This window comes from Kitasatospora sp. NPDC004615 (assembly GCF_042873545.1).
In the GTDB taxonomy this organism is placed as follows: Bacteria; Actinomycetota; Actinomycetes; order Streptomycetales; family Streptomycetaceae; genus Kitasatospora.
In genome coordinates this window covers 122,547-147,424 of record NZ_JBIALQ010000004.1, presented here as the reverse complement: position 1 = coordinate 147,424, position 24,878 = coordinate 122,547, and the positions used below count along the sequence as shown (strand labels likewise).

Below are 24,878 nucleotides of genomic sequence, written 5' to 3'. Positions count from 1 at the left end.
GCGGACCTCCCCTCGGGCAGTGCGTCGCCGGTCGAATCCGGCCCCGCAGGCCCGCCCGGCTTCTTCGTGGATCCCGTCCGCTTCTCCTTCGACACGCCCGAAGCCTAACGCAGGCCTCCTTGCATTGCGGTGTGTCGCGTCGTAGCCTCAGCAATGCAAGTCGCCTTGCGATATACCCCGGCAGGGCGCTGCGGCAACGAGGCCGCCGACGAGTTCGCCGTCGGCCGGAGAGGATCGACCATGGCCCGGATGCGCGCCGTCCGTCTGCACCTGCCCACCCGCAAGCTGAGCGTCGAGGAGGTGGAGCGTCCCGTCCCCGGCGCCGGCCAGGTGCTGATCAAGGTCGAGGCGGCCGGCGTCTGCCTGTCCGACGTGCACCTGATCGAGGGCTCGCTCACCCCGCTGTACCTGCCGGGCGAGAGCGTCACCCTCGGGCACGAAGTCGCGGGCACCGTCGCCGAGTTGGGCCCGGACGCGGGCGCCTGGCAGGTCGGCGACCGGGTCGTGCTGCAGGCCGGCGAGAAGCGCGACGGCACCACCTGGACGCGCGGTGTGGACTACGACGGCGGCTGGGCCGAGTACGCGCTCGCCCGCAAGGACACGCTGATCCGGCTGCCCGAGTCGATCCCGTTCGAGCAGGGATCGATCATTCCGGACGCGGTCTCCACCCCGTGGGGCGCCATCACCACGACCGGCCAGATCCGCCCGGCCGAGCCGGTCGGCGTGTGGGGTGTCGGCGGTCTCGGCGCGCACGGCGTGCAGCTGCTGCGGGCGATCGGCGCGAACCCGGTCATCGCGGTGGACCCGTCCCCCGCCGCCCGCGAGCGGGCCCTCGCCTTCGGCGCGGACCTGGTCCTCGACTCGGCCGACCCGGAGCTCGCCGCGAAGATCGGCGCCGCGACCGGCGGGGCCGGCCTGGCCGCCGCGTTCGACTTCGCCGGCGTCCCCGCCGTGCGCGAGCAGGCGCTGACGGTACTCGGCGCGCACGGGCGCCTGGTGCTCGTCGGCCTCACCGACCAGCCGCTGACGGTCGCCAACAGCGTCCGGTTCTCCTACCTCCAGCAGCAGATCCGCGGCCACTACGGCTCGGAGGAGAACGCCGTCCCGCAGCTGATCGCGCTCGCCGCCGGCGGCCGGCTGGACTTCTCCCGCTCGGTCAGCGAGGTGCTCCCGCTGGAGCAGGCCGCGGAGGCCGTCGAGCGCCTGCACACCAAGCAGGGCAACCCGATCCGCCTGATCCTCAAGCCCTGACGTCCGGCCAGTTGGCCCGGCCCGTCCCGTCATCTCCCGGGGCGGGCCGGGCCGTTTGCGTTCGAGCGCACTCCAACTCCTACGGTGTCCGTCGTTCCCCCGACACCGACCAACCACTGGAGACCGCTCTCATGACCCCCACCGCCGCGCACCCCGAAGCCACCACCCGCCAGCAGCGTCTCGAGCACGGCCTCGACGTCCTCGGCCGGATCGACGGCGAGGCGGGCGAGAACGTGCTCGCCGCACTGTCCGACATCTCGCCCGAACTCGCCCACCAGGTCGCCGCCTGGGGCTTCGGCGAGATCTACTCCCGCCCCGAACTCGCCCCGCGCGATCGCCAGTTGGTCACCCTTGGCATGCTCACCGCGCTCGGCGGCTGCGAGCCGCAGCTCCGGGTGCACGTCAACGCGGCGCTCAACGTCGGCCTGACGCCGCAGGAAATCGTCGAGGCGCTGCTGCACTCCGCCGTGTACTGCGGCTTCCCGCGCGCCCTGAACGCCACTTTCGCCGCCAAGCAGGTCTTCGCCGAACGCGGTCTGCTGCCCGTCGTCCCCGCGTGACCGTCCATGCGTACGCGTACGCCCGCTCGGCGCACGGGAATTGCGGCGGCTCCGTCGGGAAGCGAGGTTGGGCCCGGGGCACTTCGGCCCCGCTCACCCCAATCCCAAGGAGTCACCGTGCGACGTCTCGCAACCGTGCTCGGCACCCTCGCCACCGCGGGCACCATCGCCCTCACTCTGCCCGGCGCGGCCCTGGCGGCCAATGGAACGCTGATCATCGCTCCCAACCAGACCATCAACAATCCGAGCGGCTGCTACAACGCGCAGATCTTCCCGCTCATCCTGCGCAACGACACCGACGAGTACGCCCTCGTCTACGACGGCCCGAACTGCACCGGCCAGGTGATCGCGGTCGTTCCTCCGGGCGGCAGCACGACCCAGGAGTTCGGCGCCAGCGTGTTCATCAAGTAGCGACGGCCCGGCCCGCTCCCGGCAAGCGGGGTGCCCAGCTGCCCTCCAGGCAGTAACGCAGCTGACAACCGCCGCTGCCTTCGAGACCATCGGGCAGTGACCACAGAACCGCACCTGCTGTCCCTCCGCCTCGTCGTACCGCGGCTCGGAGACCGGCAGGCCACAGCGGTGGAGTGCCGGCCGATCGTCGACGGACGGGACGTCCTGGCCGAGGTGTTCGACGAGGGCCCGGCCGTCGATCCCCGCGATCTGCTGGGCCCGAAAACGCCGCTGCTCGCAACCGACACCCCTCGCGAGGTGCGGCTCGCCGAGGCCGGCTGCACCGAGGCGTGCTGCGGCGCGATCTACGTCACTGTCCGGCGCGACGGGCCGCACGTGGTCTGGGACGGCTGGCGCAACCCGGTCGATGCCGAGGGCGTCGACCTCCCGGAGTTCCGGTTCGACGCCGCCCAGTACGCGGCCGAGCTCCGCCGGGCCGGGGCGGATCACTCCTGGGAATGGCCGGCCCGAACAGTCGCCAGGCTGCTGGCGGAACGACTCCGGGAGCGCACCGAGTGGCTGACCGCCTGGGAGTGCGAGCTGCAGGACGTCTCCGCCTGGCCCTGGGAACCCGACCGGATCAACGTCCTGTTCTTTCACCCCGGCCGCGCCGCGATCAGCGAGGACCGCCCCTGGATTCAGTTCAAGCTGACCGTCCCGATCTCGGCCGACCGCCCCGCCGACCAGGCGGAAGCCCTTGAGGCGCACCTCACGGCCGAGGATCCTCGCGAGGTCGCCGAGGTCTGCGGAGGTTCGAAGAAGTTCGCCGATCAACTCGGCTACCCCTGGCCCGGACCTCGACGGCGCCCTCGCGGGTCCGTGTGACGGTAGCCCCTCGAGGTCCGCCGGCCCATGAACATCTCTCGCGGACAGCATCGGAAGGCTGCCATGAATCTCAGGATCACGCTCAACCGCGTCAAGTGCATCAACACCGAGAACCAGAGCGGAGCCGACGATTTCTACGTGGTGGGAGCCACCGTCGCCGGAGGAAAGACCCAGCCGGCTCTGGTTTCCCCCATGCAGATCAAGGACGGGCAGGAGCTTCCGTTCCCCGCCGACCAGCGTGTGGTCTTCAACGGCCCTGTCAGGGACACCGATACGCTGCATCTCGGGCTTGCCGCCTACAACCAGGACTCGAAGCGCGACTGGCAGCGGCGCGGGGACGCGGCCGCCAGAATCACCGCCGCGGCGGGGGCGCTACCCGTCCCGACCGGCGAGCTGCTCGTGTCGACCGCGGGCACGGCGGCGAATGCGGTCCTCGGCGGACTCGACCCGGACGACAAGCTGGGGCAACTCGCCCTGGACGTGCCGATCAAGGACCTGAAGCCGGGTACCGACAAGAAGTGGACGTGCAGCTCGAAGCCGGGCGCGGTCAACTCCTGGCAGTACGAGGTGTATTACACGGTCGAGAAGGCGTGAGGGGCCGCCCGCCGGGTCCGCGGACGGCACCCGGCGAGCGGCCCCTTCCCTGCTTGCGCGGGCCGGAATTCCGTTCGCAGCGGAACGGGCCCGTATTGAATACTCGCGGCATGACACTGCACGAGGACGAGATCCCGACCGACGAATCCGTGGTCCGCAGCCTGCTGGCCGAACAACGGCCGGAGTGGGCCGAGCTGCCGATCCTCGCGGCGGGGTCGGGCACCGACAACCGGATGTTCCGGCTCGGGGACGAGTTGCTGGTGCGGCTGCCCCGGACGCCGGGGACGGCCGGCGCGGTGCGCAAGGAGCAGGTGTGGTTGCCGCGGCTGGCAGCGGAGTTGGCGTGCGGGGTGCCGGAGCCGGTGCACGAGGGGGTGCCGGGGGGTGGGTTCCCGTTGCCGTGGTCGGTGTACCGGTGGATCGAGGGCACCGAACCCGGTCCGGATTCGGTGCCCGACTGGGCGGCGTTCGGGGCGGAGTTGGCGGCGGCGGTCCGCAGTCTGCACGCCGTCCCGCTGCCGGACGAGAGCGAGTGGGGCGGCCTGCACTGGTACCGGGGTGGGGAGTTGACGGCCATCGCCGACGCGATCGACGAGTCCTTCGCCCAGGCCCACGCCCTCTCCGGCCTCGACCTGGACCTCGACCGGCTCCAGGCGATCTGGCACCAGGCGCTCACCCTGCCCGCCCCGTCCGGCCCCCGGGTGTGGCTGCACGGCGACCTGAAGCCGTCCAACCTGCTGGTCCGGGACGGCCGGCTGCGCGCGATCATCGACTTCGGCGGCCTGTCGGTCGGGTTCCCGGATGCGGAACACGCCCCGCTGTGGGACTTCCCGGCGGCCGCCCGCCACGCCTACCGGGCGGCGCTGGACCTCAACGAGCAGACCTGGCAACGGGCTTGTGGCTGGGCAGTGGCGGCAGCAATCAGCGGGGTGCCGTACTACTGGACGAGCAACCCGGCCTTCGTCGCCGAGTGCGTCGCCCGCCTGCGCGCCGTCCTGGACGACCCGGCCGGGCTCTGACCGCCCCGCCGACGGTCAGCGCTCCGGCACCACCGCATGGGCCAGCACGGAGAGTTCGAACGGGCGCAGTGCGTCGGTCCGCTTCTCCCACACTTGGGCGTCCACGGTGTCGCGCTGCCGCAGGTGGGCGAGCGAACGCAGGCCGTGGGCGCCCAGCAGGGTGTCCATCTCCTCGACGGTGAGGAACGTTCGCCACGGCTCGCCGCCCTCGGCGGCCGCGGCCTGCACCTGCTCGGCGTAGGTCTGCCCGGCCGGGTCGCGGTGTTCGGCGGGGAGCAGGTATTCGGCGATCAGTTCGGTGCCCGGCGCGAACTCACCGATAGTGGACAGCACTTGGCCGATCGCCTCGACACTCAGGTACATGGTGACGCCCAGCCAGCTCACCACGGCCGGCCGCTGCGGGTCGAAGCCGGCGGCCGTCAGCGCGGCGGTCAGGGCGCAGGCGCCGCCCTGTTCGAGGTCGAGCGGGACGAAGGACACCGCCGGCGGGACGGTGATCCCGGAGACGGCCAGACGGTTCCGCTTCCAGCTCTGGGTGCGAAAGTGGTCCACCTCGAACACCCGGATGCCGCGGGCGAGTTCACTGCGGCAGGCGAAGGAGTCCAGGCCGGCGCCGAGCAGGACGTACTGGTCGATGCCGCGCCGGGCCACGGCCTCGGCGAGGCGGTCCTCGGCGCAGCGGCTGCGGGTGACGGCGGTGGTGCGGGCGCCGGCCAGGATCGGGTGGGTGCCGAACTGGCGGTGGTAGCCGATCAGTTGCTCGGCGCTCTCGCCGAGGAGGGTGACCGCGAGGGTGTCGGCGAAGATCGGCGGCTGCTGGTCGACGAGCAGGTGGGCGGCTCGGGCGGCGGCCGACATCAGGGCGGTCCGGCTGGGCTGGTGGGCGTTCGGCTGTGCATGGCTTTCCATGCCCGGAAACACTAATAGCACTTTCTGACAGCATATCATATTCAACAATTTTTCGATAGTGCCATTCAGTGTGCTTTCCGCAACAATTCCCGCGCGGGGCGCCGGTCTTGCGTGATAGGCAGGTGCAATGGCTTTCACTCCCGCCTTTCCGGCGCTGCTGAACCAGATCGACGAACACTCCGCGATGCTCCGCCACACCATCGCCACCGCGCCCGACCCGCACGCCACCGTCCCCAGCTGCCCGGACTGGCAGCTGCCCGACCTGCTCGCGCACCTCACCGTCGTCCAACGCTTCTGGACGGCCGCCGTCACCGCCGGCCCCGGCTTCGTCCCGATCAGGATCAGGCCGGACACCGACCTCTCCCCCGAACAGGCACTGGCCGCCTCGGCAGAGGCAACTTCCGCCCTCCTCAAGGCACTTCGCGAGGCAGGGCCGCAACGGCCCTGCTGGACGTGGTGGCAGGAAGCCGACGCCCCGCAGGACACCGGGGCGGCCGCCCGGCACCAGGTGCAGGAGGCCGCCGTGCACGCCTACGACGCCCAACTCGCCGTCGGCACACCGCAACCGGTCGCACCGGCCGTGGCCGTCGACGGCATCGACGAGTTCCTCGCCCTCTCCTGGGGCACCGCCACCGATTGGCAACACGGCCCGGCCCGCATCCGCCTGCGCACCGACGAGGGCCCGAGCTGGCTGGCGGAAATCACCGCGTCCGGCCCGAAGCGCCTCGCCCCGGACGAGCACCCCGTCGCCCTCGAACTCACCGCACCCGCCAGCGAATTGCTACTCACCCTGCACCGCCGCCACCCACCCACCGCGGTCCGCGTCACCGGCGACGACCCGACCCTACTCCCCCACCTGCTCATCTGGCCCCGCCTGGGCTGAGTCCGCAACGAGGCCGCGACGAAACCACAACGAGGCCGCGCCGGACGGAGCGACACCGTTCACTCCCTCCGGCGCGCCTCCCGATGACATCAAGGCCATGCTCCACACCACCTGCCAACGTCGGCCAGCAGCCGGCCCTGCCCGATCACGATCAGGTGGTCGGCGGTCTGCGCCATCTCGCTCAGCGGACCCGTTGGGCCCCAGGAAGCCGGTGACGACACCGGGCCGCACCCGGAAGCTGAGCCGGTCAACGACCGTCCTGGCACCGTGGCGTTTGGTCAGGCCCTGTAATTCGATCAAGGAATCGTCCTTAGTAGAGCAGGCAGCGTGAGCGCGGCCCGGGCCGGTGCGACGCCATTGTCGTCGTCCCCGCGCCGGAAAGAGTTACGGGCCGACCGGGATGGGCTTGGCCCCGATGTGGGCGCACGCCTGCTCCGGGCTCAGGCCATCAGCGGGGTAGATGACCGGCCCGCCGGGGGCATGCGGGTCACGGTGGTAGCCGCCGTCGGGGTCCGTGACGTCGGCACCTGGGTGGAAGCATGCGGTGAAGGACGTCGGCACGGGCTCGGAGGGACCCCACATCTGCGTCCACTGCCGGGCGCAGGATGCACCCGGATTCCGGGAATCGAAGCCCTTCGTGGTGGACACCTCGGCGAGGTCCGCGTCCGGGGAGAGCGTCCGCGCGCACATCGCGGTTTGCCCCGGTTCACTCCACGGCAGCCCGCCTGCGGCAGCCATGGCGCCACCGCCTGCCACCATGGCCAGTAGCGCGCCGCCGACCACCACCGTCCGCGACGGCCGCCTCCGCTCGGCCGGGGCCTGTGCCTGGCTCAGCACCGAATCGAGGACCTGCTGCCCCTGAGGTGACTGCGCCCAGCCCTCAGCGTCCTGCGGGCGTAGCTGCTGGATGGTGTTCAGCACCGGGTCGTTCCTCACGCGGGTACCTCCGAGTTGATGGTGGTGAGAGACGCTTGCTGTTCCAGAGCCGTGCGGAACCGCTTTCGGGCGCGGTGGAGGCGGAGCGTGTAGGCCGCCCTGCTGCAGCCCAGCGCCGTGGCGGCCTGCTGCGCGGTCAGGTCGTACCAGCCGGCGAGTAGCAGGACTTCTCGGTCGGTCTCGGTCAGGAGCATCAGCACCCGGAAGACGTGTTCGCGGTCCGCGACGCGGTCCTCAAAGGCCGTCGAAGGAGCGTCGTTCAGCACCGCTTGCATGCGTTCCGCGAGCGCCTGGCGCCGCAGGTCCGAGCGCACCCGGTTGGCCAGCAGCCGGCGTGCCGCCGCAAGCAGCCACGGCAGCGCATCGTCCGGCACCGACTTCTGCTTGCGCCAGGCCAGCAGGAACGTCTCCGACACGATCTCCTGCGCGGTATCACGATCCGTGCGGTGCACCAGGTAGCCCATCACCCGGTCGGCATGGGCCCCGTACAGTGCCTCCAGCCACCGATGCCGCTCCCGCGGATCCTCCTGACCTGGCATGTGCGCCCTTCCTCTGAAACAGCTGTCACCAGGAAATGTCCGGCACAGCGCCAACCATTACAGAGGCGGTGTCGGTGACGATCGTCTCCGGGCGCCGCCCGCCGTCGCGGTCGTAGAGGAGGTCCAGCACGTACAGCGAGTCGCGCGGGGTGCTGGTCACCACCTTCCCACCCGGCCCGGCGGCCTGGTCGTTGATCATGTTGAGCCAGCTCGCGCCGCCCCGGCGGGTCGTCAGGTGCACCCGCACCGGCCCGCGCCGCAGCCGGTCCAGCTCCGAGACCCGCGCTCCGGCCGGCACCGCCAGCAGCTCGTCCGGCATTGCCCGCTGGCCCGGTGCCGGCATGCCGTGCAGGGTCTCCCACAGTCGCTGGTTCTCCTGTAGAGGGTGTCCTGTTCGGCTACCAGTCGCCCCGAGCGCACTACCGCCGTCGTCGCGGTCGGCCGCTCTCCTGGGGGGCGTCCGCGGCGTCGGCGGCTCCGTGCGCGGTCTGCGCGGCGGTCAGGACGAGGAAGCTGCCGATCACAGCGAACGCCGCAGGGACTCCGGTGAAGATCCGGATCTCGGCTCCGCGCCGCCGCGCGTACTCGTTCGCGTCGATCCGGACCGGCACCAACTTCTGTCCGTGCGAGCCGGGTTCACGCTTCGTCCAGTAGTGGCCGGACTCGTCGTTGCGGACCTCCGCCGCGTCGCCGGCGGTGGCCAGCCCGATGGCGATCAGGCAGACCGCGACGGCGTAGCAGAGCCGCACGCCGCGCGGCAGCAGCCACAGGTACTTGAGGAGGCCGAAGCCGCTGCCCCGGCGCAGGAACCGCACCGACCAGGAACGCACCAGCGCCGTGCCGAAGACCAGCACGATCGCGCCGAGCGTCGGGGCCCACAGCCACGCCGGGGCCGCCCAGCGCAGCGGGGGCGCGGTGGCGGCCAGGCAGAGGAGTTCGACGGCGCAGAGGACCCACGCCGCGACGAAGTGCACCCGGTGACTGCCCCGCAGAACGTCCACGCCCCACCCCCGTTCACCCGAACCGCCCGCGCAGCCTATCCCCGGCGCCCACCCGCCCGGCACCCCTTCCGGCCTAGACTGCCCCACATGTCATGCCGCATCAGCGAGTTGATCCTGGACTGCGCCGACCCCGAACTGCTCGCCGCGTTCTGGTGCGAGGTGCTCGGCTACGTCGAACTGGGCCGCGAGCCCGACGGCGGCATCGAGATCGGGCCGCCCGGCACCGGCTTCGGCGGCCCGCAGCCCACCCTGATCCTCAGCCCCACCACCGACCCGCGCCCGGCCAGGCTGCCCCTGCACCTCGACGTCAGCCCCACCGACCGTGACCAGGACGCCGAACTCGCCCGCCTGCTCGCCCTCGGCGCCAAACCCGCCGACGTCGGCCAGACCGGCGAGGAGAGCTGGCACGTCCTCGCCGACCCCGAGGGCAACGTCTTCTGCCTCCTGCGCGCCCGCATCCCTGCGGTCTGAACGCGCTACGCCAGGCTGCTGTGCGGGGCCCAACCCGTGGCAGCAGCCCAGGAGTTGGCGACGGCTATGACGAGGTCGACGACCGGGTCCTTGACGTCGGAGTAGGTGTCGATGTCACCGACCGCGCCCGCCAGCACGGTCTTGAACTGTGCGTAGGCGGGCACCGCCTCGGGGTGCGCGCGGAACCAGTCGCGGAAGAGCAGCGCCAGGCGCTCGTTGGGAGAGCCGAGCAGCCGGACGTGCAGGTTGCAGTCGGCGCCGGCCTGTCCGCGGCGCAGCCACAGCCGCTTGGCCCACCGGCCGGGGGCGTCGTCCAGCCCGGCCGGGACGTGGTCGCGCTGGTACGGGGAGCACCGGAATCCCATCGCGGCCAAAGGCCCGTCAAAGGCGCGTTCGGCTTCGGCGAGATCGGTGACGCTGATCTGGAGGTCGAAGACCGGCTTCGCGGCCATGCCGGGGATCGCGGTGCTGCCGATGTGCTCGACGTGCAGGGGCAGCGGCGCGAGTTCCGCGCGCAACTCGGCGGCGAGGGCGAGTCCTTGCGCCTGCCAGGCTGGGTCGTAGGGGGAGACCACGATGGGTTGAAGGTCGGCCATTCGCCCCACTCTAGTTCGTGCGGCCCGGATCGCCCGTGGGCCCAGGGATGTAAGGGATGCCCCTACCCCGGAGGCACCCGGGTACGTCTCGCGGGCGAGGGCCGCCTCGTCCCGTGGAGCGATGACCGGCCCACGCCGTAACGGCAGCGTGGGGCCATGACGGAGAACACGAAACTGACGGCTCGTCAGTCTCGCGCGAAAATGCGCCGGTTGGCCTCGGGGGCGCTCGCCCTCGGGCTGGCGGCCGGGCTGTTGACCGCGCTCACGCCCGCCTCGGCACAAGCCGCCGCCGACACCGAACTGACAGCAGGCCAGGGGGCCGGCTGGACCGCCAAGATCCGGCGGACCGAGTACGGCGTCCCGCACGTGCTCGCGCAGGACTTCGGTGGCCTCGGGTACGGCTACGGCTACGCCTTCGCGCAGGACAACCTCTGCGAACTCGCCGACCAGGTGGTCACGTTGCGCGGCGAGCGCTCGCGCTGGTTCGGGGCCGACGGCCGGTCCTCGGACCGGACCGGCAACCTGGACAGCGACACCTACCAGCGGGGCCTGCTGCAGGCCGGGACGGTGCGGCGGCTGATGGCCGAACCCGCGCCGCTCGGCCCGACCGGTGAGGCGCGGCAGCTGGTCGATGGGTACGTCGCGGGGTACAACCGCTACCTGCACGACACCGGCGTCGACCACCTCCCGGACCCGTCCTGCCGGGGGAAGGGCTGGGTCGGGCCGATCACCGCCGAGGACATCTGGAGCGTCCTCTACAACGTCAACACCATGTCGGGCGTGGCCAAGACCCAGTTCGCCGAGGCCGTCCCGGGCGCCGGAGCCACCGCCGCCCAAGCCGCCACCACCGCCGCACCCGCCGCACCCGCCGGTGCCACCGCCGCCCAAGCCGCCACCACCGCCGCACCCGCCGGAGCCACCGCCGCCGAAGCCCCCACCGTTGCGCCCTGGTCGCACAGCGCGGACGACACCCCCGACACCGGCAGCAACGCCTGGGCGATCGGACGGGACGCCGACCGCGACGGCCACGGTCTGCTGCTGGCCAACCCGCACCTCCAGTGGACCGGCCCGGAGCGGTTCTACCAGGCGCAGTTGACCATCCCCGGCGTCGTGGACGTCGCCGGCGCCGGCCTGTACGGCCTCCCGTTCATCCAGATCGGCCACACCAAGGGCCTCGCCTGGACGCACACCACCAGCTACGCCGACCACGCGACCCTGTACCGCCTGTCGCTGGTGCCGGGCGACCCGACCGCGTACCTGGTGGACGGCAAGGCCGAGCGGATGACCACGGAGACCGTGAAGGTCACCGTCCGGGCCTCCGACGGGACGCTCTCCACCGTCGACCGCAGCCTCTACCGGTCCCGGCAGGGCTACGTGCTGGCCGACGGCTGGACCGGCGAGCAGGCATACACCCTGCGCGACTCCAACGCCGGCAACCTCCGCTCGCTCAACGAGTGGCTGGCGGTCAGCCGTTCGCAGAACCTCGACCAGCTTCGGCAGGCCCAGCGCACCTACCAGGGCAACCCGTGGGCGTACACCACGGCCGTGGACTCCACCGGCACTGCCTACTTCACCGACTCCTCCGCCGTCCCGCACCTGCCCGACGCGCAGCTGACGCGCTGCCTGGTGCCCGGCCCCTGGTCCACCGGCGTGCTGGACGGTTCGACCACCGCCTGCGACCCGGGCAGCGACCCGGACGCACTGGTGCCCGGCATCTTCGGCCCGGCCAACCACCCCGCGCTGACCCGCACCGACTACGTGGCCAACTCCAACAACGGGCCCTACCTGACCAACGCGGACGCGCCGATGGCCGGCCTGCCCACCGTCTACAACGCCGCTCAACGGATCGCCACGCGCCCGCAGTTGGGCCTGCGGATGATCGCCGACCGGCGGGCCGGCACCGACGGCCTCGGCGCGCCCGGCTTCACCCTCGACACGCTCCGGGCCACCATGTTCGGCAACCGCGTGCAGAGCGCCGAGCTGGACCGCGACGACGCCGTCGCCCTGTGCCGCGCCCACCCGGCGCTCACGGCGTCCGACGGCACCCGGGTCGACGTGCGCGCCGCGTGCGACGTGCTCGCCGCCTGGGACACCCGGGCCGACGCCGACAGCCGCGGCACCGTCCTGTGGCAGGCGTACCGCGACGCGCTGGCGGGCACCCGCACCACGGCCTGGCAGACCGTCCCGTACGACCCGACCCGGCCGCTGACCACCCCGCGCGGGATCGCCGCCGACAACGCCGACGCGCAGCGCGCGTTCGCCGACGCCGTCCGCCGCCTGGCGGCCGCCGGGCTGCCGGTGGACGCCCCGATCGGCGCCGTCCAGCGCTGGGCGGGCATCCCGCTGCACGGCTGCGCCGGTCAGCTCGGCTGCTTCAACGTGCTGACCGCCCAGCCGAGTTCGGGCGCGGGCGGCGGCACCTACCCGGCGGCCGGTGCGGGCGTCCCGCACGGCTCCAGCTTCCTGATGGCCACCGAGCTGACCCAGCAGGGCCCGCGCACCCGGACGCTGCTCGCCTACGGGCAGTCGGCCGACCCGACCTCCCCGCACTTCACCGACCAGACCCGCCGCTACGCCGCCAAGCAGTGGGTGACCGAGCGCTTCACCGAGGCCGAGATCCGTTCCGCCCCCGGCCTCACCGTCACCACCTTGCACCGCTGACCGCACCGACCCCGGGCCGTCGCCGTTCCCCGAACGGCGGCGGCCCGTGCGTGTTCGGCGGCCGGTCCGGCCTATGATCTGCGGCCACTGGACGTCTCCTCAGGGCGTCCTGCGTCGCCGAATTGGGGTGTGCCGTGGCCGGGTTGGTGCTGTCGCGTCGGGATCTGGACTTCCTGCTGTTCGAGTGGCTGGGTGCGGAGGCGTTGACCGGGCGGGAGCGGTTCGCCGAGCACGACCGGGAGACGTTCGAGGCGGTGCTGGACCTCGCGGAGGATCTCGCCGTGCGGCACTTCGCCCCGCACAACCGCCGCAACGATCTGGAGGAGCCCCGGTTCGACGGGGAGCGGGTGGTGCTGCATCCGGAGGTGAAGCCGGCGCTGGAGGCGTTCGTCGCCTCGGGGTTGATGTCGGCGGCGATGGACCACGACCTGGGCGGTCAGCAGTTGCCGACGCTGGTGACGAACGCCTGCATGGCGTGGTTCCAGGCGGCGAACGTGGGGACGGCGGCGTACCCGTTCCTCACCGTCGCGAACGCCAATCTGCTGGCGGTGTACGGGACTTCGGAGCAGCGCGAGCGGCTGGTGCGGCCGCTCGCGGCGGGGCGGTTCTTCGGGACGATGTGCCTCTCGGAGCCGCAGGCGGGCTCCTCGCTGGCGGATGTCCGGACCAGGGCCGAGCCCCAACCGGACGGCAGCTACCGGCTGTTCGGCACCAAGATGTGGATCTCCGGCGGCGACCACGAGTTGAGCGAGAACATCGTGCACCTGGTGCTGGCCCGGACCCCGGGCGCGCCGGCGGGCGTGAAGGGCCTGTCGCTGTTCGCGGTGCCCAAGTACCTGGTGGAGGCGGACGGTTCGCTCGGCGAGCGGAACGACGTGGTGCTCGCGGGACTGAACCACAAGATGGGGTACCGGGGCACCGTCAACACGGTGCTGAACTTCGGCGAGGGCCGCCACCTTCCGGGCCAAGCGCCGGGCGCAGTGGGCGAGTTGGTGGGTGAGCTGCACCGCGGGCTGGCGTGCATGTTCCACATGATGAACGAGGCGCGGACGGGCGTCGGACTCGGCGCGGCGGCCCTCGGCTGCACCGGCTACCTGCACGCACTCGAGTACGCCCGCACCCGCCCGCAGGGCCGCCCGCTGACGGCCCGCGACCCGTCCGCACCGCAGCTTCCGATCATCGGGCATCCGGACGTCCGGCGCCTGCTGCTCACCCAGAAGGCTTACGTAGAAGGGGCGTTGGCACTCAGCCTGTACTGCAGCCGGTTGATCGACGAGCAGCGCACGGCGCCGGACCCGGCCGCGCGGGCGGCGGCGGGGCGCCTGCTGGAGGTGCTGACGCCGGTGGCGAAGAGCTGGCCCGCGCAGTGGTGCCTGGCGGCGAACGACCTGGCGATCCAGGTGCACGGCGGGTACGGCTACACCCGGGACCACCCCGTGGAGCAGTTCTACCGGGACAACCGCCTGAACGCGATCCACGAGGGCACGCACGGCATCCAGGCCCTCGACCTGCTGAGCCGAAAGGTCGTCCTGGACGGCGGCGCGGGCCTGGCCGCGCTGCTCGGCGCGTTCGCCGCCACCACGGCACGGGCTGCTGAACTCGGCGGCGAAGCAGCCGAGTTCGCGTCCGCGCTGGACGCCGCCGCCGCACGGATCCGGCACACCACCGGCGCGTTGTGGTCGGCGGGAGACCCGGACGTCGCGCTGCCGAACGCCTCGGTGTACCTGGAGGCGGTCGGGCACGTGGTGCTGGCCTGGATCTGGCTGGAGCAGTACCTCGCCCTGGGCACCGCCGACACCCCCTTCCACCACGGCAAGCGGCAGGCCGCCCGCTACTTCCTCCGCGTCGAACTCCCCCGCACCGGCCCGCAGTTCGACCTGCTGGACGCGCTGGACCGGACGGCCGCCGACACGCCGCCGGAGTGGTTCTGAGTGATCTCCCGGCGGCCTCCGGAAATGCGGGCTAGCATGCTAGCAATCTAGCGAGCTAGCATGGGCTCGTGAGCGATGCGGACGTCAAGCAGTTCAACGTGTACCTCCCGCTGGGGCTGATCAGGCAGGTCAAGATCCACGCGATCGAAACGGGCATGTCACTGTCCGCTCTGGTCGCGGCGGCCTTGCGCGCCTACCTCGAAGACGCCGGCAAGCAGGCCGGCAAGCAGCAGCCCTCTTCCGAAAAGGAGTCCTGACATGGCAACCGAAGGCTTCGAGGCCGTCTTCGTGGAGACCCACAACTGGGGCAGGAGCGCCAAGTTCTTCCAGGAACTGGGCTACCGACTGGAGCCCACCAGCGGCGACGGCTCCGGCGTGTTCCGCAACGGCGACGGCCCCTACCTGGTCGTGGTCGAGATCCCCGAGGACCGGCAGCCCGGCGTGCAGCTCGCACTGAAGGTGCCCGACCCGGACGGGTTCCGGCCCGACCCGGTCGTCGAGGTCGTCACCCCGTTCCAGGACACCCACTACGGCACCCGTGAGATGACCGTCCGGGACCCTGACGGCCGGGTGTGGAGCCTCCAGGCCCCCGCCAAGAACTGACGCACCGCCCGCCCCCTCCTCCGAGCCGGAACGCTCCAAGTCGGAACGCTCCAAGCCGGAACGCTCCAAGCCGGAACGAGGGGGCGCTTTCCGTGGGGGACACGCTAGGAGGGAAAGCGAAATGAGTCGTTGGCGCGGCAATCCCTGGGCGGTGCTGGTCACGCTCAGCCTGGGGTTCTTCATGACCCTGCTGGACCTGACGGCCGTCAACGTGGCCATCCCCAGCATGATCGGCGACCTGCACGCCTCGCTGGACGAGATGCTGTGGGTCATCAACGTCTACATCCTGGTGCTCGCCGCACTGCTGATCACGTTCGGCCGGCTCGGCGACGTACGCGGGCCGCGCGCGATGTTCGTCGGCGGTGTCGCCCTGTTCACCGCGGCGTCCGTACTGTGCGCGCTGGCCCAGGACCCGGGCCAACTGATCGCCACCCGGGCCCTGCAGGGCCTCGGCGCGGCGGCGCTGATGCCGCAGACCATGACCATCATCATCGGCACCTTCCCCGCCGAACGCCGGGGCACCGCGCTGGGCGTGTGGGGCGGCGTCGCGGGCGTGGCCACCATCGCCGGGCCGACCCTCGGCGGGTTGCTGGTCAGCGCGGCCGGCTGGCGGTGGATCTTCCTGGTCAACGTCCCGATCGGGGCGCTGGTGCTGGCGATGGCCGTGGCGCTGGTGCCCGACCTCCGGCCCGGCAGCCGCCGACGAGTCGACGTGGTGGGGGTGGTCCTCGCCGCAGCGACGCTGGTGTGCCTGACCTTCGCACTCACCGAGGGCCAGCGGTACGCCTGGAACGCCGGAATCCGGTCGCTGTTGGGCGCGGCGGCCGTGCTGCTGGTGCTGTTCCTGCTCCACCAGCGCGCCCGGCAGAACGACGAACCGCTGCTCCCGTTCGCGCTCTTCCGGGACCGCGACTTCGCGGTGATGAGCTTCGTCGCCGCGACCGTCCAGGTCGGCATGCTCGGCCTGTTCCTCCCGGTGATGATCTACCTCCAGTCGGTGCTGGGCTTCAACGCCCTCGCCGCCGGGCTGGTGATGGCGCCGGCCATGCTGGTGTCGGCAGTGCTGTCGCCGGTCGCGGGACGGCTGGCGGACCGGGTCGGCGGCACGTACGTCCTGATGGCCGGGCTGACGCTGTTCGCGGCCGGAATGGCCTGGCTCGCCGCAGCCACCGATGTCGGCCGCGCCTGGTGGGAGTTCCAGCCCGCGCTGGTCACGACGGGAGTCGGGATCGGCTGCGTGTTCGGTCCGATGGTCACCGTCGCCATGTACCGCGTGCAGCCGTCGATGGCCGGGGCGGCGTCCGGCGTGCTGAACACGATCCGCCAGATCGGCACCGTCCTCGGCAGCGCGGCCGTCGGGGCCGTCCTGCAGAACCGCCTGGCCGTCGCCTTGCACGACGAGGCGGTCCGGCGCGCGCCCGACCTCCCGGCCGAGGTCCGCGAACCGTTCCTCGCCGCCTTCCGCAACGCCGCCGGCGCCGGCCAGGAGACCGGCCTCGGCATCACACCCGCCTTGCCCCCGGGCACCCCGGCGGACCTCGCCCGGCAGGTCGACCGGGCCGCGACGGCCGCGTTCGACCACGGGATCGTCCACGCCATGGGGCCGACCCTGGCCCTCCCCGTCACGGTCGTCGCGCTGGGCGCCGTGGCCTGCCTCCTCGTCCGCCGACACCGGTCCGCCACCACCGTGGTGGCCGCGGCCGCGCGACCCGAGCCGCGGCCGACCCCGAAGCAGCCCGGGCCGGACCGCCGGTGACGGTTCGTGGCACCGTTCGCTGCTCGTCTAGGGTGATGGCGATTCGCAGCGTGAACAGGGGGCGTCGTGGAGCGGTCACGGCTGGTGGGGGTTGGTGGGCCGGGCGGTCCGGGTTCGGGGTGGGCGGTCGGTGGGCGGCTGGTGTTGACGTCCGCTCATGTGGTGGGCGGGGACGGGCCGTTGGAGGTGTTCCAGCCGGCGGGTGCGGGGCCGGTCGGCGCCGAGGTGCTGTGGTGCGGGACGCCGGGCGGGCGGGACGATGCGGCGCTGCTGCTGCTCGACGAGTCGCTGTGGGCGGAGCCGCCCGGGCCGGTGCGGTGGGGGCGGTTGGTGACGGACCGTCCGGGGACGGCCTGCGAGACCTGGGGACTGCCGGACGTCGGCCAGCGCCCGGGGCGTCCGGCCGAAGCGGTGCAGTTGGTCGGGGAGTTGAACCCGGGCACCGGCTACGTCGACAACCGGCACGTGCTGGACCTGCGGCAGCACCCGCCGCAGTGGTCCACCGGCTCCCCGTGGGGCGGCCTGTCGGGGGCGGCGGTGCACTGCGAGGACCTGCTGGTGGGGGTGGTCGCCTCCGAACGGGCGCACTCGGGCGGCGCGCAGCTGAACCTGGTGCCCGCCTATGTTCTGCACCACGATCCGTCGTTCCGCGCGGTGTTGGCGACGCACGGGGTTCCGGCGGCGGCGCTGGAGCCGGTCGAGTTGCAGCACCTGGCCGATCCGGCGGTCGCCCCGGAGCGGGCGGCGGGTCCGGTCCGCTCCCCTGCGGCGCTGCTGCGGGCGGCCCGGCAGGTGGTGCCGTTCCACGGGCGGACGGAGCTGCTGGGCGAACTGGTCGAGTGGTGCGAACGCGGCGGCTTCGGCGCCTGGTTGCTGCACGGCCCGGGCGGTCAGGGCAAGACCCGGCTGGCGCACGAGTTGGCGGCCCGGCTGTCGGAGCGGCAGTGGGCGGCGCTGTGGCCGCGTCCGGACGCCGGGGCCGAGGAGTTGGCGGACTGTCGGCGGGCGGCGCGTCCGCTGCTGATCGTCCTGGACTACGCCGAGCACCGCACCGAGCAGTTGGCGGCCCTCGTCAAGGCGGCGGCCGCGCACCGCGGTCCGACGGCGTTCAAGCTCCTGCTGCTGGCCCGCACCGACGGCGACTGGTGGCAGCAGGCCGTCACCGCCGACGACCTGGCCCAGGACCACCTGGAGTTCGCCCCGACCCGGCGGCTGGACCCGCTGCTGGACGAGCCGGCCGCCCGCCCGGCCGCGTACCGGGCGGCGCTGGACGCGCTGGCCGCCGCGCTGCCGTTCGTGGACGGCCAGTCGGGGCCGGACTGGACGGGCGTCGCGGCTGCGCTGCCGGTGCCCGCCGAACTCGGCCGGGCCGGGTACGACAATGCGCTGACCCTCCACATGGCCGCGCTCGCCGACCTGCTCGACACCACCGGCTCGGCCGACTTCGCCGGTCGGCCGGGGGCCGCCGTGGTCGAGGACCGGCTGCTGGGCCACGAACGCCGCTACTGGCAACGGACGGCGGCCGCGCTCGGCCTCTCCCCCGCACTGTCGCTGCGCGCACTCGACACGGTGGTCGCCGCCGCGAACCTGGCCGGCGCCGCCGACCGCGAGCAGGCCGACCGGCTGTGGCGCCAACTCCCGGCGCTGGCCGACCAACCCCGCGACCGCCGCGACACGGTGACGGCCTGGCTCGGCGCGCTCTACCTCGCCCCCGCACCCCAGCCGTTCGGCCCGCTGCCGCCCGACCGGCTCGCCGAACGCCACATCGCCCGCGTCCTCGAATCCGACCCGACCCTGCCCGAGCAGCTGCTGCCCGCCCTCGACGCCGACGGCACCGCGCAGCTCCTGACGGTGTACACCCGCGCCGCCGCGCATCCCGCACTCGCGGGCCGGCTCGATCAGCACCTGACCGCCATATGCGTGCGTCACCACACCACGCTGGCACCGTACTTCGTCCCGCTGGCGACCCGCAGCCCCCGTCCGGGGCCGCTGCTGTCGGCGCTGGACGCGGTCACCGCCGACCCCGGAACGCCGCTGGACGCACTGGAGGAGCTCAACCTGCTTCTCCCGAACAGCAGTCAGGTCCTGGTCCAGCAAGCGGTGCGGCTCGCCCGGGCCCTAGCCGGCCGCCTGCGGGGGCCGGCCGCCGCCGACCCGGGCCGGTACGGGTTGCCGCTCGCCCTCGCGCTGCACGAACTCTCCATCCGGCTGGACCAACTCGGCCGCGGTGAGGAGAGCTTGGCGCCGCTCCAGGAGGCGATCGGGCTGTACCGGACGTTCTTCGCGGCCGACCCGGAGCGCCACACCGTCGGCCTGGCCACGATGCTCGGGAACCTCTCCCTGCGGCTCACCGAAGTCGGTCGTCCCCAGGAGGGGCTGGAACTCGCGCTGGAGAGCATCGAACTCCACCGCTCCCGCGCCGAGACGGACCTGTCGGGGCTGGCCGGCGCCCTCCTCAACCTGTCCACCGTTCTTGGCACCCTTGGGAACCACGGCGACGGGCTGGCCGCCGTTCACGAAGCCGTCGCGCTGCACCTGCGGTGCATCGAGAGCGGCGGGCAGGTGGAGCTCGGGCAGCTGGTGAGTGCCTCGACTGGCCTCACCATCCGGCTGGGCGACCTGGGCCACTTGACGGAGAGCCTGGCCGTCGCCCGCCAGACGGTGACCATGTGCCGGACGCTCGCCGAGTTCGACCCGGACGCCCACCTGCCGGACCTCGCCATGGCGCTCGCGAACGAATCCAAGATCTGCGGGCTGCTCTTCCGGTCGGAGCACGGGCTGACCTCCGCCGAGGAGGCGGCCGAGCTGCTGCGCAGACTCGCCGACCGCAACCCGGACTCCTACCTGCCCAGACTCCTGACCGTCCTCACCACGCTCGCCGACCACCTGAGCGCTCTCGACCGGCAGTCCGAGGCGCTGGCCCTGGCCCGGGAACTGGTGGCCACCGCCCGCACGCTGAACGCCGCCCCCTCCGACGCCAACCGCTCCGCACTCGCCGCCGCGCTGCTCTGCCTCTCCCGTCACCTGGGCAGGCAGAACAGCGCCGAAGAGGGGTTGACGGTGGCTCAGGAGGCGATCGGGCTCTACCACTCACTCGACTCCGCCACCCCGTCCGCCCACACGGTCAAGCTCGGCATGGCACTTCAGCATCGCGCCAACCACCTCCACCAGCTGGGCCGGACGGAGGAGGAGATGGACGTCCGCTTCGAAGTGGTGCTTCTCCTCCGGAAGCTCGAACACACCGCCGGCCTCCCCTACCTGGCCGAGTCGCTGGACAGCATCGCCCGCCTGCTCGGCTCCCTGGGGCGGCACTTCGACGCGGTGCTGTACTGCGCGGACGCCGTGGAGGTCTGTACCGTCCTGGCCGAGTCCGCCCCGCGCACCCACCTGCCCCGGCTCGTCGGCGCCCTGATCCTGCTCAGCGAGGAACTCCGGCTCACCGGGAGCCCCGCCATCGCCGTCGCCCCTGCCCGCGAGGCGCTGAAGCACAGCCGCAAGCTGGCCGACACCGCCCCGGGCAGCCATCTCCCGCTGCTGGCCGACGCGTTGACCAGCCTCGCCGACTGCCTGGTCGAACCGGAGCAGCTCGCCGAGGGCCTGGCCCTGGCCGAGGAGTCGACCGCCCTCCGCCGCACCCTCGCCGCCACCGACCCGGACACCCATCGGCCGCTGCTGGCCCACGCGTTGATCGTTCTGGCCACCCATTCCGGCCTGGCCGGCCGGGCGCCGGACGCGCTCTCCCCGGCTCTGGAAGCCGTCCGCATCTGCCGCGAACTCCACCGCGCCGACCCGGCCCTGCACCTCTCGCCACTGGCCGCCGCCCTGCGCATCCTCGCCGTCGTCCGGCTCAGCCTCGGCCACCGCGCACAGGCGCGGGACGCCGCGCTCGAAGCACTCGGCCTCTACCGGGGGCTGGCCGCCGAGCAGCCCGCCGAATTCGACCGGGTGGTGGCACAGTTCGAACAGATCCTGGCCGATACCGACCAACTGCCCTACTGACGGCCCCCGTTGCGCGGCCACCTGCTGGCACGGGAGCTTTCCGGACAGCTAGTATCCCGAATATGCGGACGAGCGAAGGCGTCGAGTGGGGCCTGCACTGCTGCCTCACCCTGGTATGGCTGGACGAACCCGACCCGGTGCCGTCTGCCCGGCTGGCCGCGATGTTCGAACTGTCGCCGACGTACCTCAACAAGGTGCTCCAACGACTCACCCGCGCAGGCCTGTTGACCTCCACCCCCGGCCCGCGCGGCGGCGTCCGCCTGGCCCGCGACCCGGGCCGGATCACCATGATGGACGTGGTGACGGCCGTCGAGGGCGCCGACCCCCTGTTCACCTGCGCCGAGATCCGCCAACGCGGCGCCTCCGCGGAGGGCGCCAATGCCCGCGAGTTCGCCCGCCCCTGCGGCATCGCCGCCGCCATGCGCCGGGCCGAACTCGCCTGGCGCCGCGAACTCGCCGCCCGCACCATCGCCGACCTCGCGGGGGACGCCCCGGCGGCATCCGTGACCCGCGTCCGCCGCAACTACGCGCGCCTGGCCTCCGCCGCGTAAGCATTCAGGGGCACGAAAAACTGCCCGAAGGGGAACGCACCCGCCGGAAAGATCGCGGCGCAGGACAATGACCTGCACTTGATCGCGACCTTGCGGACGGGCGGGCCTTGCGCTTGCCGCGCGGTTCCCCGCGCCCTGACTTCGCACCTTCGCACCCATCAGCAAATTCCGGACACCAAGTATCCCGAATCCCACCAGGAGCCCCACCATGCCCAGCACCACCCCCAGGCCCGCCGCCGTACTCGCCCTCGGCACCTTCGCCGTCGGCACCGACGCTTTCATCACCGCCGGCTTCCTCCCCGCCATGGCCAGCACACTCCACCTGTCGACCGCCACCGCCGGTCAGTCCGTCAGCCTGTTCGCCGCCGTGTACGCGCTGGCCTCGCCACTCCTGGCCGTCGCCACGGCCCGGTTACCCCGCCGCGCCCTGCTGGTCGGCGCGTTGGTGCTGCTCGCCGCCGCGAACGCGCTGTCCGCACTGGCGCCCACGTACGCCGTTCTGCTCTCGGGCCGCGTCCTCGCGGCTCTCGGGGCGGCCGCGTTCACCCCGACCGCCGGCGCGACGGCCGCGGCGCTGGCGCGAGCCGACTCGCGGGGGCGGGCGCTCGCGGTGGTGATCGGCGGGCTGACGGTGGCCACGGCGCTCGGCGTGCCACTCGGACGGGTGGCCGCCGCCGGCCTGGGGTGGCGGGCGGCACTGGGCGCGGTCGCGGCCCTGTCCGCGCTGGGCGCTCTCGCGGTCGCCCTGACGCTTCCTCATCTCCCGGGTGCCGAGCCCGTTTCGCTGCGGAGGCGGCTCGCCGCGCTGCACCACCCCGGAGTGCTCTCGGTGCTGCCGCTGACGGTGCTCGGCATGGCGGCCTGCTACGTGCCGTACTCGTACAGCGTGCCGGTGCTGGCTGCGGTCGGCGTCTCGGGGCGGATCGCCGTACCGGTCACGCTGGCGCTGTACGGCGCGGGCGCGGTGGCGGGCAACCTGCTGGCAGGTCGTTGGACGGACCGGGTCGGTCCGGTGCGGGTGCTGACGGCGGGCTACGCGGCGATGGCGGTGTCGTTCGCGGTGCTGGCCGCGCTCGCGGCTGGGCATCTGGGCGGCGGCGGCATCCCGGCCGGAGCGCTGGCGTTCCTGTGGGGCGCGAGCAGTTGGTGCCAGACCCCGGCGCAGCAGCACCGCTTGCTGGCGGCAGCCGCCGAACAGGCTCCGCTGGTGGTGTCGTTGAACTCGTCGGCGATCTACCTGGGCATCGGCGCGGGCACCGTGCTGGGCGGCTTGGCCCTGCCGTCGGGCGCAGCAACGGTCTTCGCCCTGGCGGCGGTGCTGGCGTGCGGCGCGGCGGGGTTCCTCGGGGTGACCGCACTCGGGGTGACCGCACTCGGGGTGACCACAAAAGAACGATCCGGTGCTACATCCACATGAACGGCTGGCCGGCTATGGCGGCGGCGGTCCTGGCGCTGGCGGTCAGGACGTCGTCCGGGCCGTCGCCGGGCCGCTGGTCCGCATACCGCGAGACCGCGATGGTGATGTAGTGGCCGACCAGCTCCACCCGCGTCGCGGCCATCGGCTTGACGCCTGCGGCGGGGGCCACCAGCCCGTCGGGGAAGGTGAATTCGAACTCCGCCGCGTGCTCGCGCACGGCCTGCACGGCCCGTGAGGCGGCGCCCGGGTCGTTGAAGCGCAGGACGGTGAGGCTGCTGATCACGGGCTGGTCGTTGCGGGTGAGCGCGACGCCGAGCCAGCTCTGGCAGTCGAGCTTCTCCAGCAGATTGTGCGTTTTGTCGATCTGGACGTTCTGGCAGTCGGCGCCGTCGCGGGCGGCGGTCCGGCGGGCCTTGAACGCGTCGTAGTCGTACGTGCGCTGGGCGGGGAAGTACCGTTCCGCGCCGAATGCCTGAGACTCCGTCAGCGGCTTGGGCACCTGCCCGGGCGTGGCAGCGGCGGCAGCGGGCAGGGTGCTGGTCGGCCCGAGCCCGGGCAGGATGTCGCCGGGGTGCGGGGTGGACACCACCCAGACGCCGCCGGCGGCCAGTACCGCGACGACGCTCCACAGGACGGCCAGTCGTCTCCGCTCGCCGACGGCCCGATGTCCGGCCACCGGCAGGTCCTCGTCGGTGCTTGCTGGCGCGTCCCCCTGGATGGTCATGGCGCAGATTCTAAGCAGGTCATCCCACAATCCCACCTTCGGGTCGGGCGTACCGGAAGCACCCTTGCCATTGCAGGCCCGGAGCCACCAATCGACTTATCGGCAGATATGACGTTATGTCCAACTTGCGCGCGCCGACCGGACACTGGGCGACTGTCAGAAGATCACTCGCACCGCATCCGGCTTGGCGAACGGCATCATGTCCCAGCCCGCGGGCCAGCCCCGCTCGTCGCACCGCTCCCCCGGTTCGGCATAGATCAGGCGCGGAATCCGCCACATCCACCACTGACCGTCGCCGTCGCCGTGCCCGGGCCAGGGGATGGTGGCGGCGCGGAATCGCTCGTCCAGCCCGCGGAGCTCCGGCTCCCAGGCCTCGCGAACCGCCGCGGCCAGCTGCGGCCACTCCTCCGCCGGCGTGGTGCGGCACCCGAGGTCGTTCATCAACTCGGGCGCGCACCACGAGTACCCCTCTTCGACCCCCTCCACCTCCTGCCGCCACTGCCTCATCAACACACTGACGGCGCCGGGCGACGCGCCGGCTCGCCGATCGGCGCCGGCCACCACCACCTCGGCACCCATCGAGTCACTCACCGAGCCCCGGCACCCACACCAGGCGCAGGACGTCGATGGTGCGTTCCTCGGGGTTGACGAACAGTTCGGCGGTGACCGACGGGGCGAGCACCGCGCTGCGCAGGTCGCCCCACTCGTCGAGGGCGGAGCCGGCCCGGCCGTCGAGTGTCACCAGGGCGGCGGTGACCAGGGCGAACAGCAGGTCGTCCGCCTTGGAGATCTCGATCATCGTCTGGGCGGGCTGGTCCTGGAGCCAGAACCGCCAACCCTTCACGCCACGGCCCCGATCTGTCGCGACCGGGCGGCGGCAAGTACGGGGCCCACGGCGGCCCGGAAGCCGGACCGGTCGCTGCCGTACGCCGCGGACATGGCGCGCAGCCACCAGGACGTGATCACGGCCTCCCGGTCGAGCGGATCCTCGACCGGCCCCAACTCGCCGTAAAACCGGGCCCGTTCGTCATAGGTGAGCGCATGCCCGATGCCATTGATGCTCCGCGGCACCCGCAGCGTGCCGGACTCCGCCATTGCCGTCATGCCTTGCCCTCCCGTCCCAATGCCTCCGACCGTACCCGGGCAGGCCCGATCCGTCTGCCACCTTTCCCCAACGAACTGTTCACCGCCCCGCCGTGGCC

At 72.5% G+C, this 24,878-nt stretch carries 25 protein-coding genes and 2 pseudogenes; 16 read left to right on the top strand and 11 right to left on the bottom strand.

From position 1 onward, the window contains the following. The first annotated feature begins 240 nt into the window (after positions 1-240). The 6 genes from ACFYS8_RS15520 to ACFYS8_RS15495 all read left to right on the top strand — a co-directional run bounded on the left by ACFYS8_RS15520 (position 241) and on the right by ACFYS8_RS15495 (position 4,699). A complete protein-coding gene (locus tag ACFYS8_RS15520; protein ID WP_387641022.1) occupies positions 241-1,251 on the top strand; it encodes a zinc-binding dehydrogenase in 1,011 nt (336 codons plus the stop codon). Positions 1,252-1,382: 131 nt separating this feature from the next. After that, entirely contained in the window at positions 1,383-1,811 is a 429-nt protein-coding gene (locus ACFYS8_RS15515; protein ID WP_387641020.1) for a carboxymuconolactone decarboxylase family protein, read from the top strand. A gap of 117 nt (positions 1,812-1,928) precedes the next feature. Beyond that, on the top strand, positions 1,929-2,222 hold the full coding sequence (locus tag ACFYS8_RS15510; RefSeq protein WP_387641018.1) for a hypothetical protein: 294 nt from the start codon (positions 1,929-1,931) through the stop codon (positions 2,220-2,222). A gap of 96 nt (positions 2,223-2,318) precedes the next feature. Further along, positions 2,319-3,086, top strand: a complete 768-nt coding sequence (locus ACFYS8_RS15505; protein ID WP_387641017.1) for a hypothetical protein — start codon at positions 2,319-2,321, stop codon at positions 3,084-3,086. A gap of 63 nt (positions 3,087-3,149) precedes the next feature. Further along, positions 3,150-3,680: a hypothetical protein gene (locus ACFYS8_RS15500; RefSeq protein ID WP_387641015.1), complete on the top strand. Its 531-nt coding sequence runs from the start codon at positions 3,150-3,152 to the stop codon at positions 3,678-3,680. Between the two features lie 110 nt (positions 3,681-3,790). Further along, complete coding sequence (locus ACFYS8_RS15495; RefSeq protein WP_387641012.1) at positions 3,791-4,699, top strand: aminoglycoside phosphotransferase family protein; 909 nt, start codon at positions 3,791-3,793, stop codon at positions 4,697-4,699. Positions 4,700-4,714: 15 nt separating this feature from the next. On the opposite strand, the gene ACFYS8_RS15490 is transcribed toward ACFYS8_RS15495, so the two are convergent. Then, positions 4,715-5,608, bottom strand: coding sequence for a class I SAM-dependent methyltransferase (locus tag ACFYS8_RS15490; RefSeq protein WP_387641009.1), 894 nt, complete (start codon positions 5,606-5,608; stop codon positions 4,715-4,717). 127 nt (positions 5,609-5,735) lie between these two features. Between ACFYS8_RS15490 and ACFYS8_RS15485 the strand changes: the two genes are divergently transcribed. Then, complete coding sequence (locus ACFYS8_RS15485) at positions 5,736-6,491, top strand: maleylpyruvate isomerase N-terminal domain-containing protein (protein ID WP_387641007.1); 756 nt, start codon at positions 5,736-5,738, stop codon at positions 6,489-6,491. A 180-nt stretch (positions 6,492-6,671) separates the two neighbouring features. On the opposite strand, the pseudogene ACFYS8_RS15480 reads toward ACFYS8_RS15485, so the two are convergent. From ACFYS8_RS15480 to ACFYS8_RS15460, 5 genes and pseudogenes are all read right to left on the bottom strand, one after another. Next, positions 6,672-6,791: pseudogene (locus ACFYS8_RS15480) on the bottom strand (ABC transporter ATP-binding protein); the annotation flags it as partial. An 84-nt stretch (positions 6,792-6,875) separates the two neighbouring features. Beyond that, positions 6,876-7,427 (bottom strand): hypothetical protein, encoded by a 552-nt coding sequence (locus ACFYS8_RS15475; protein ID WP_387641005.1) that lies wholly within the window; start codon positions 7,425-7,427, stop codon positions 6,876-6,878. Continuing rightward, positions 7,424-7,966, bottom strand: a complete 543-nt coding sequence (locus ACFYS8_RS15470) for an RNA polymerase sigma factor (RefSeq protein WP_387641003.1) — start codon at positions 7,964-7,966, stop codon at positions 7,424-7,426. The genes ACFYS8_RS15475 and ACFYS8_RS15470 overlap by 4 nt, the downstream gene beginning before the upstream one ends. A gap of 61 nt (positions 7,967-8,027) precedes the next feature. Further along, positions 8,028-8,192, bottom strand: a pseudogene (locus ACFYS8_RS15465) (Tn3 family transposase); the annotation flags it as partial. 193 nt (positions 8,193-8,385) lie between these two features. Next, a complete protein-coding gene (locus ACFYS8_RS15460; RefSeq protein ID WP_387641001.1) occupies positions 8,386-8,967 on the bottom strand; it encodes a hypothetical protein in 582 nt (193 codons plus the stop codon). Between the two features lie 87 nt (positions 8,968-9,054). On the opposite strand from ACFYS8_RS15460, the gene ACFYS8_RS15455 reads away from it, so the two are divergent. Then, positions 9,055-9,438 carry a VOC family protein gene (locus tag ACFYS8_RS15455; RefSeq protein ID WP_387640999.1) on the top strand — a complete coding sequence of 128 codons (384 nt, stop codon included), beginning with the start codon at positions 9,055-9,057 and terminating at the stop codon, positions 9,436-9,438. Between the two features lie 5 nt (positions 9,439-9,443). Here the strand turns inward: ACFYS8_RS15455 and ACFYS8_RS15450 are convergent, their stop codons facing one another. After that, positions 9,444-10,034: a GrpB family protein gene (locus ACFYS8_RS15450; RefSeq protein ID WP_387640996.1), complete on the bottom strand. Its 591-nt coding sequence runs from the start codon at positions 10,032-10,034 to the stop codon at positions 9,444-9,446. Positions 10,035-10,190: 156 nt separating this feature from the next. Here ACFYS8_RS15450 and ACFYS8_RS15445 point away from each other — a divergent pair, with 156 nt between their 5' ends. The 8 genes from ACFYS8_RS15445 (at position 10,191) to ACFYS8_RS15410 (ending at position 22,952) form a co-directional block, all read left to right on the top strand. Then, entirely contained in the window at positions 10,191-12,695 is a 2,505-nt protein-coding gene (locus tag ACFYS8_RS15445) for a penicillin acylase family protein (RefSeq protein ID WP_387640993.1), read from the top strand. A 146-nt stretch (positions 12,696-12,841) separates the two neighbouring features. Next, a complete protein-coding gene (locus ACFYS8_RS15440; protein ID WP_387642137.1) occupies positions 12,842-14,626 on the top strand; it encodes an acyl-CoA dehydrogenase in 1,785 nt (594 codons plus the stop codon). Between the two features lie 68 nt (positions 14,627-14,694). Beyond that, positions 14,695-14,883 (top strand): CopG family transcriptional regulator, encoded by a 189-nt coding sequence (locus ACFYS8_RS15435; RefSeq protein WP_387640990.1) that lies wholly within the window; start codon positions 14,695-14,697, stop codon positions 14,881-14,883. Between the two features lies 1 nt (position 14,884). After that, positions 14,885-15,229, top strand: coding sequence for a VOC family protein (locus tag ACFYS8_RS15430; protein ID WP_387640988.1), 345 nt, complete (start codon positions 14,885-14,887; stop codon positions 15,227-15,229). A 121-nt stretch (positions 15,230-15,350) separates the two neighbouring features. After that, positions 15,351-16,985 carry an MFS transporter gene (locus ACFYS8_RS15425; RefSeq protein ID WP_387640986.1) on the top strand — a complete coding sequence of 545 codons (1,635 nt, stop codon included), beginning with the start codon at positions 15,351-15,353 and terminating at the stop codon, positions 16,983-16,985. A gap of 144 nt (positions 16,986-17,129) precedes the next feature. Then, positions 17,130-20,984 (top strand): hypothetical protein, encoded by a 3,855-nt coding sequence (locus ACFYS8_RS15420; protein WP_387640983.1) that lies wholly within the window; start codon positions 17,130-17,132, stop codon positions 20,982-20,984. A 62-nt stretch (positions 20,985-21,046) separates the two neighbouring features. Beyond that, positions 21,047-21,535 carry an RrF2 family transcriptional regulator gene (locus tag ACFYS8_RS15415; protein WP_387640980.1) on the top strand — a complete coding sequence of 163 codons (489 nt, stop codon included), beginning with the start codon at positions 21,047-21,049 and terminating at the stop codon, positions 21,533-21,535. Positions 21,536-21,743: 208 nt separating this feature from the next. After that, positions 21,744-22,952 (top strand): MFS transporter, encoded by a 1,209-nt coding sequence (locus tag ACFYS8_RS15410; protein WP_387640977.1) that lies wholly within the window; start codon positions 21,744-21,746, stop codon positions 22,950-22,952. Here the strand turns inward: ACFYS8_RS15410 and ACFYS8_RS15405 are convergent. The 4 genes from ACFYS8_RS15405 to ACFYS8_RS15390 all read right to left on the bottom strand — a co-directional run bounded on the left by ACFYS8_RS15405 (position 22,939) and on the right by ACFYS8_RS15390 (position 24,780). After that, complete coding sequence (locus ACFYS8_RS15405) at positions 22,939-23,676, bottom strand: hypothetical protein (RefSeq protein WP_387640975.1); 738 nt, start codon at positions 23,674-23,676, stop codon at positions 22,939-22,941. The genes ACFYS8_RS15410 and ACFYS8_RS15405 overlap by 14 nt on opposite strands. 156 nt (positions 23,677-23,832) lie before the next feature. After that, the gene (locus tag ACFYS8_RS15400) at positions 23,833-24,255 is read right to left on the bottom strand and encodes a hypothetical protein (protein WP_387640972.1); all 423 of its coding nucleotides are present in this window, start codon (positions 24,253-24,255) and stop codon (positions 23,833-23,835) included. Between the two features lie 4 nt (positions 24,256-24,259). Next, on the bottom strand, positions 24,260-24,520 hold the full coding sequence (locus ACFYS8_RS15395; RefSeq protein WP_387640970.1) for a hypothetical protein: 261 nt from the start codon (positions 24,518-24,520) through the stop codon (positions 24,260-24,262). Beyond that, a complete protein-coding gene (locus tag ACFYS8_RS15390; protein WP_387640969.1) occupies positions 24,517-24,780 on the bottom strand; it encodes a hypothetical protein in 264 nt (87 codons plus the stop codon). Before ACFYS8_RS15390 ends, ACFYS8_RS15395 begins: the two co-directional genes overlap by 4 nt. Positions 24,781-24,878: the final 98 nt, after the last annotated feature.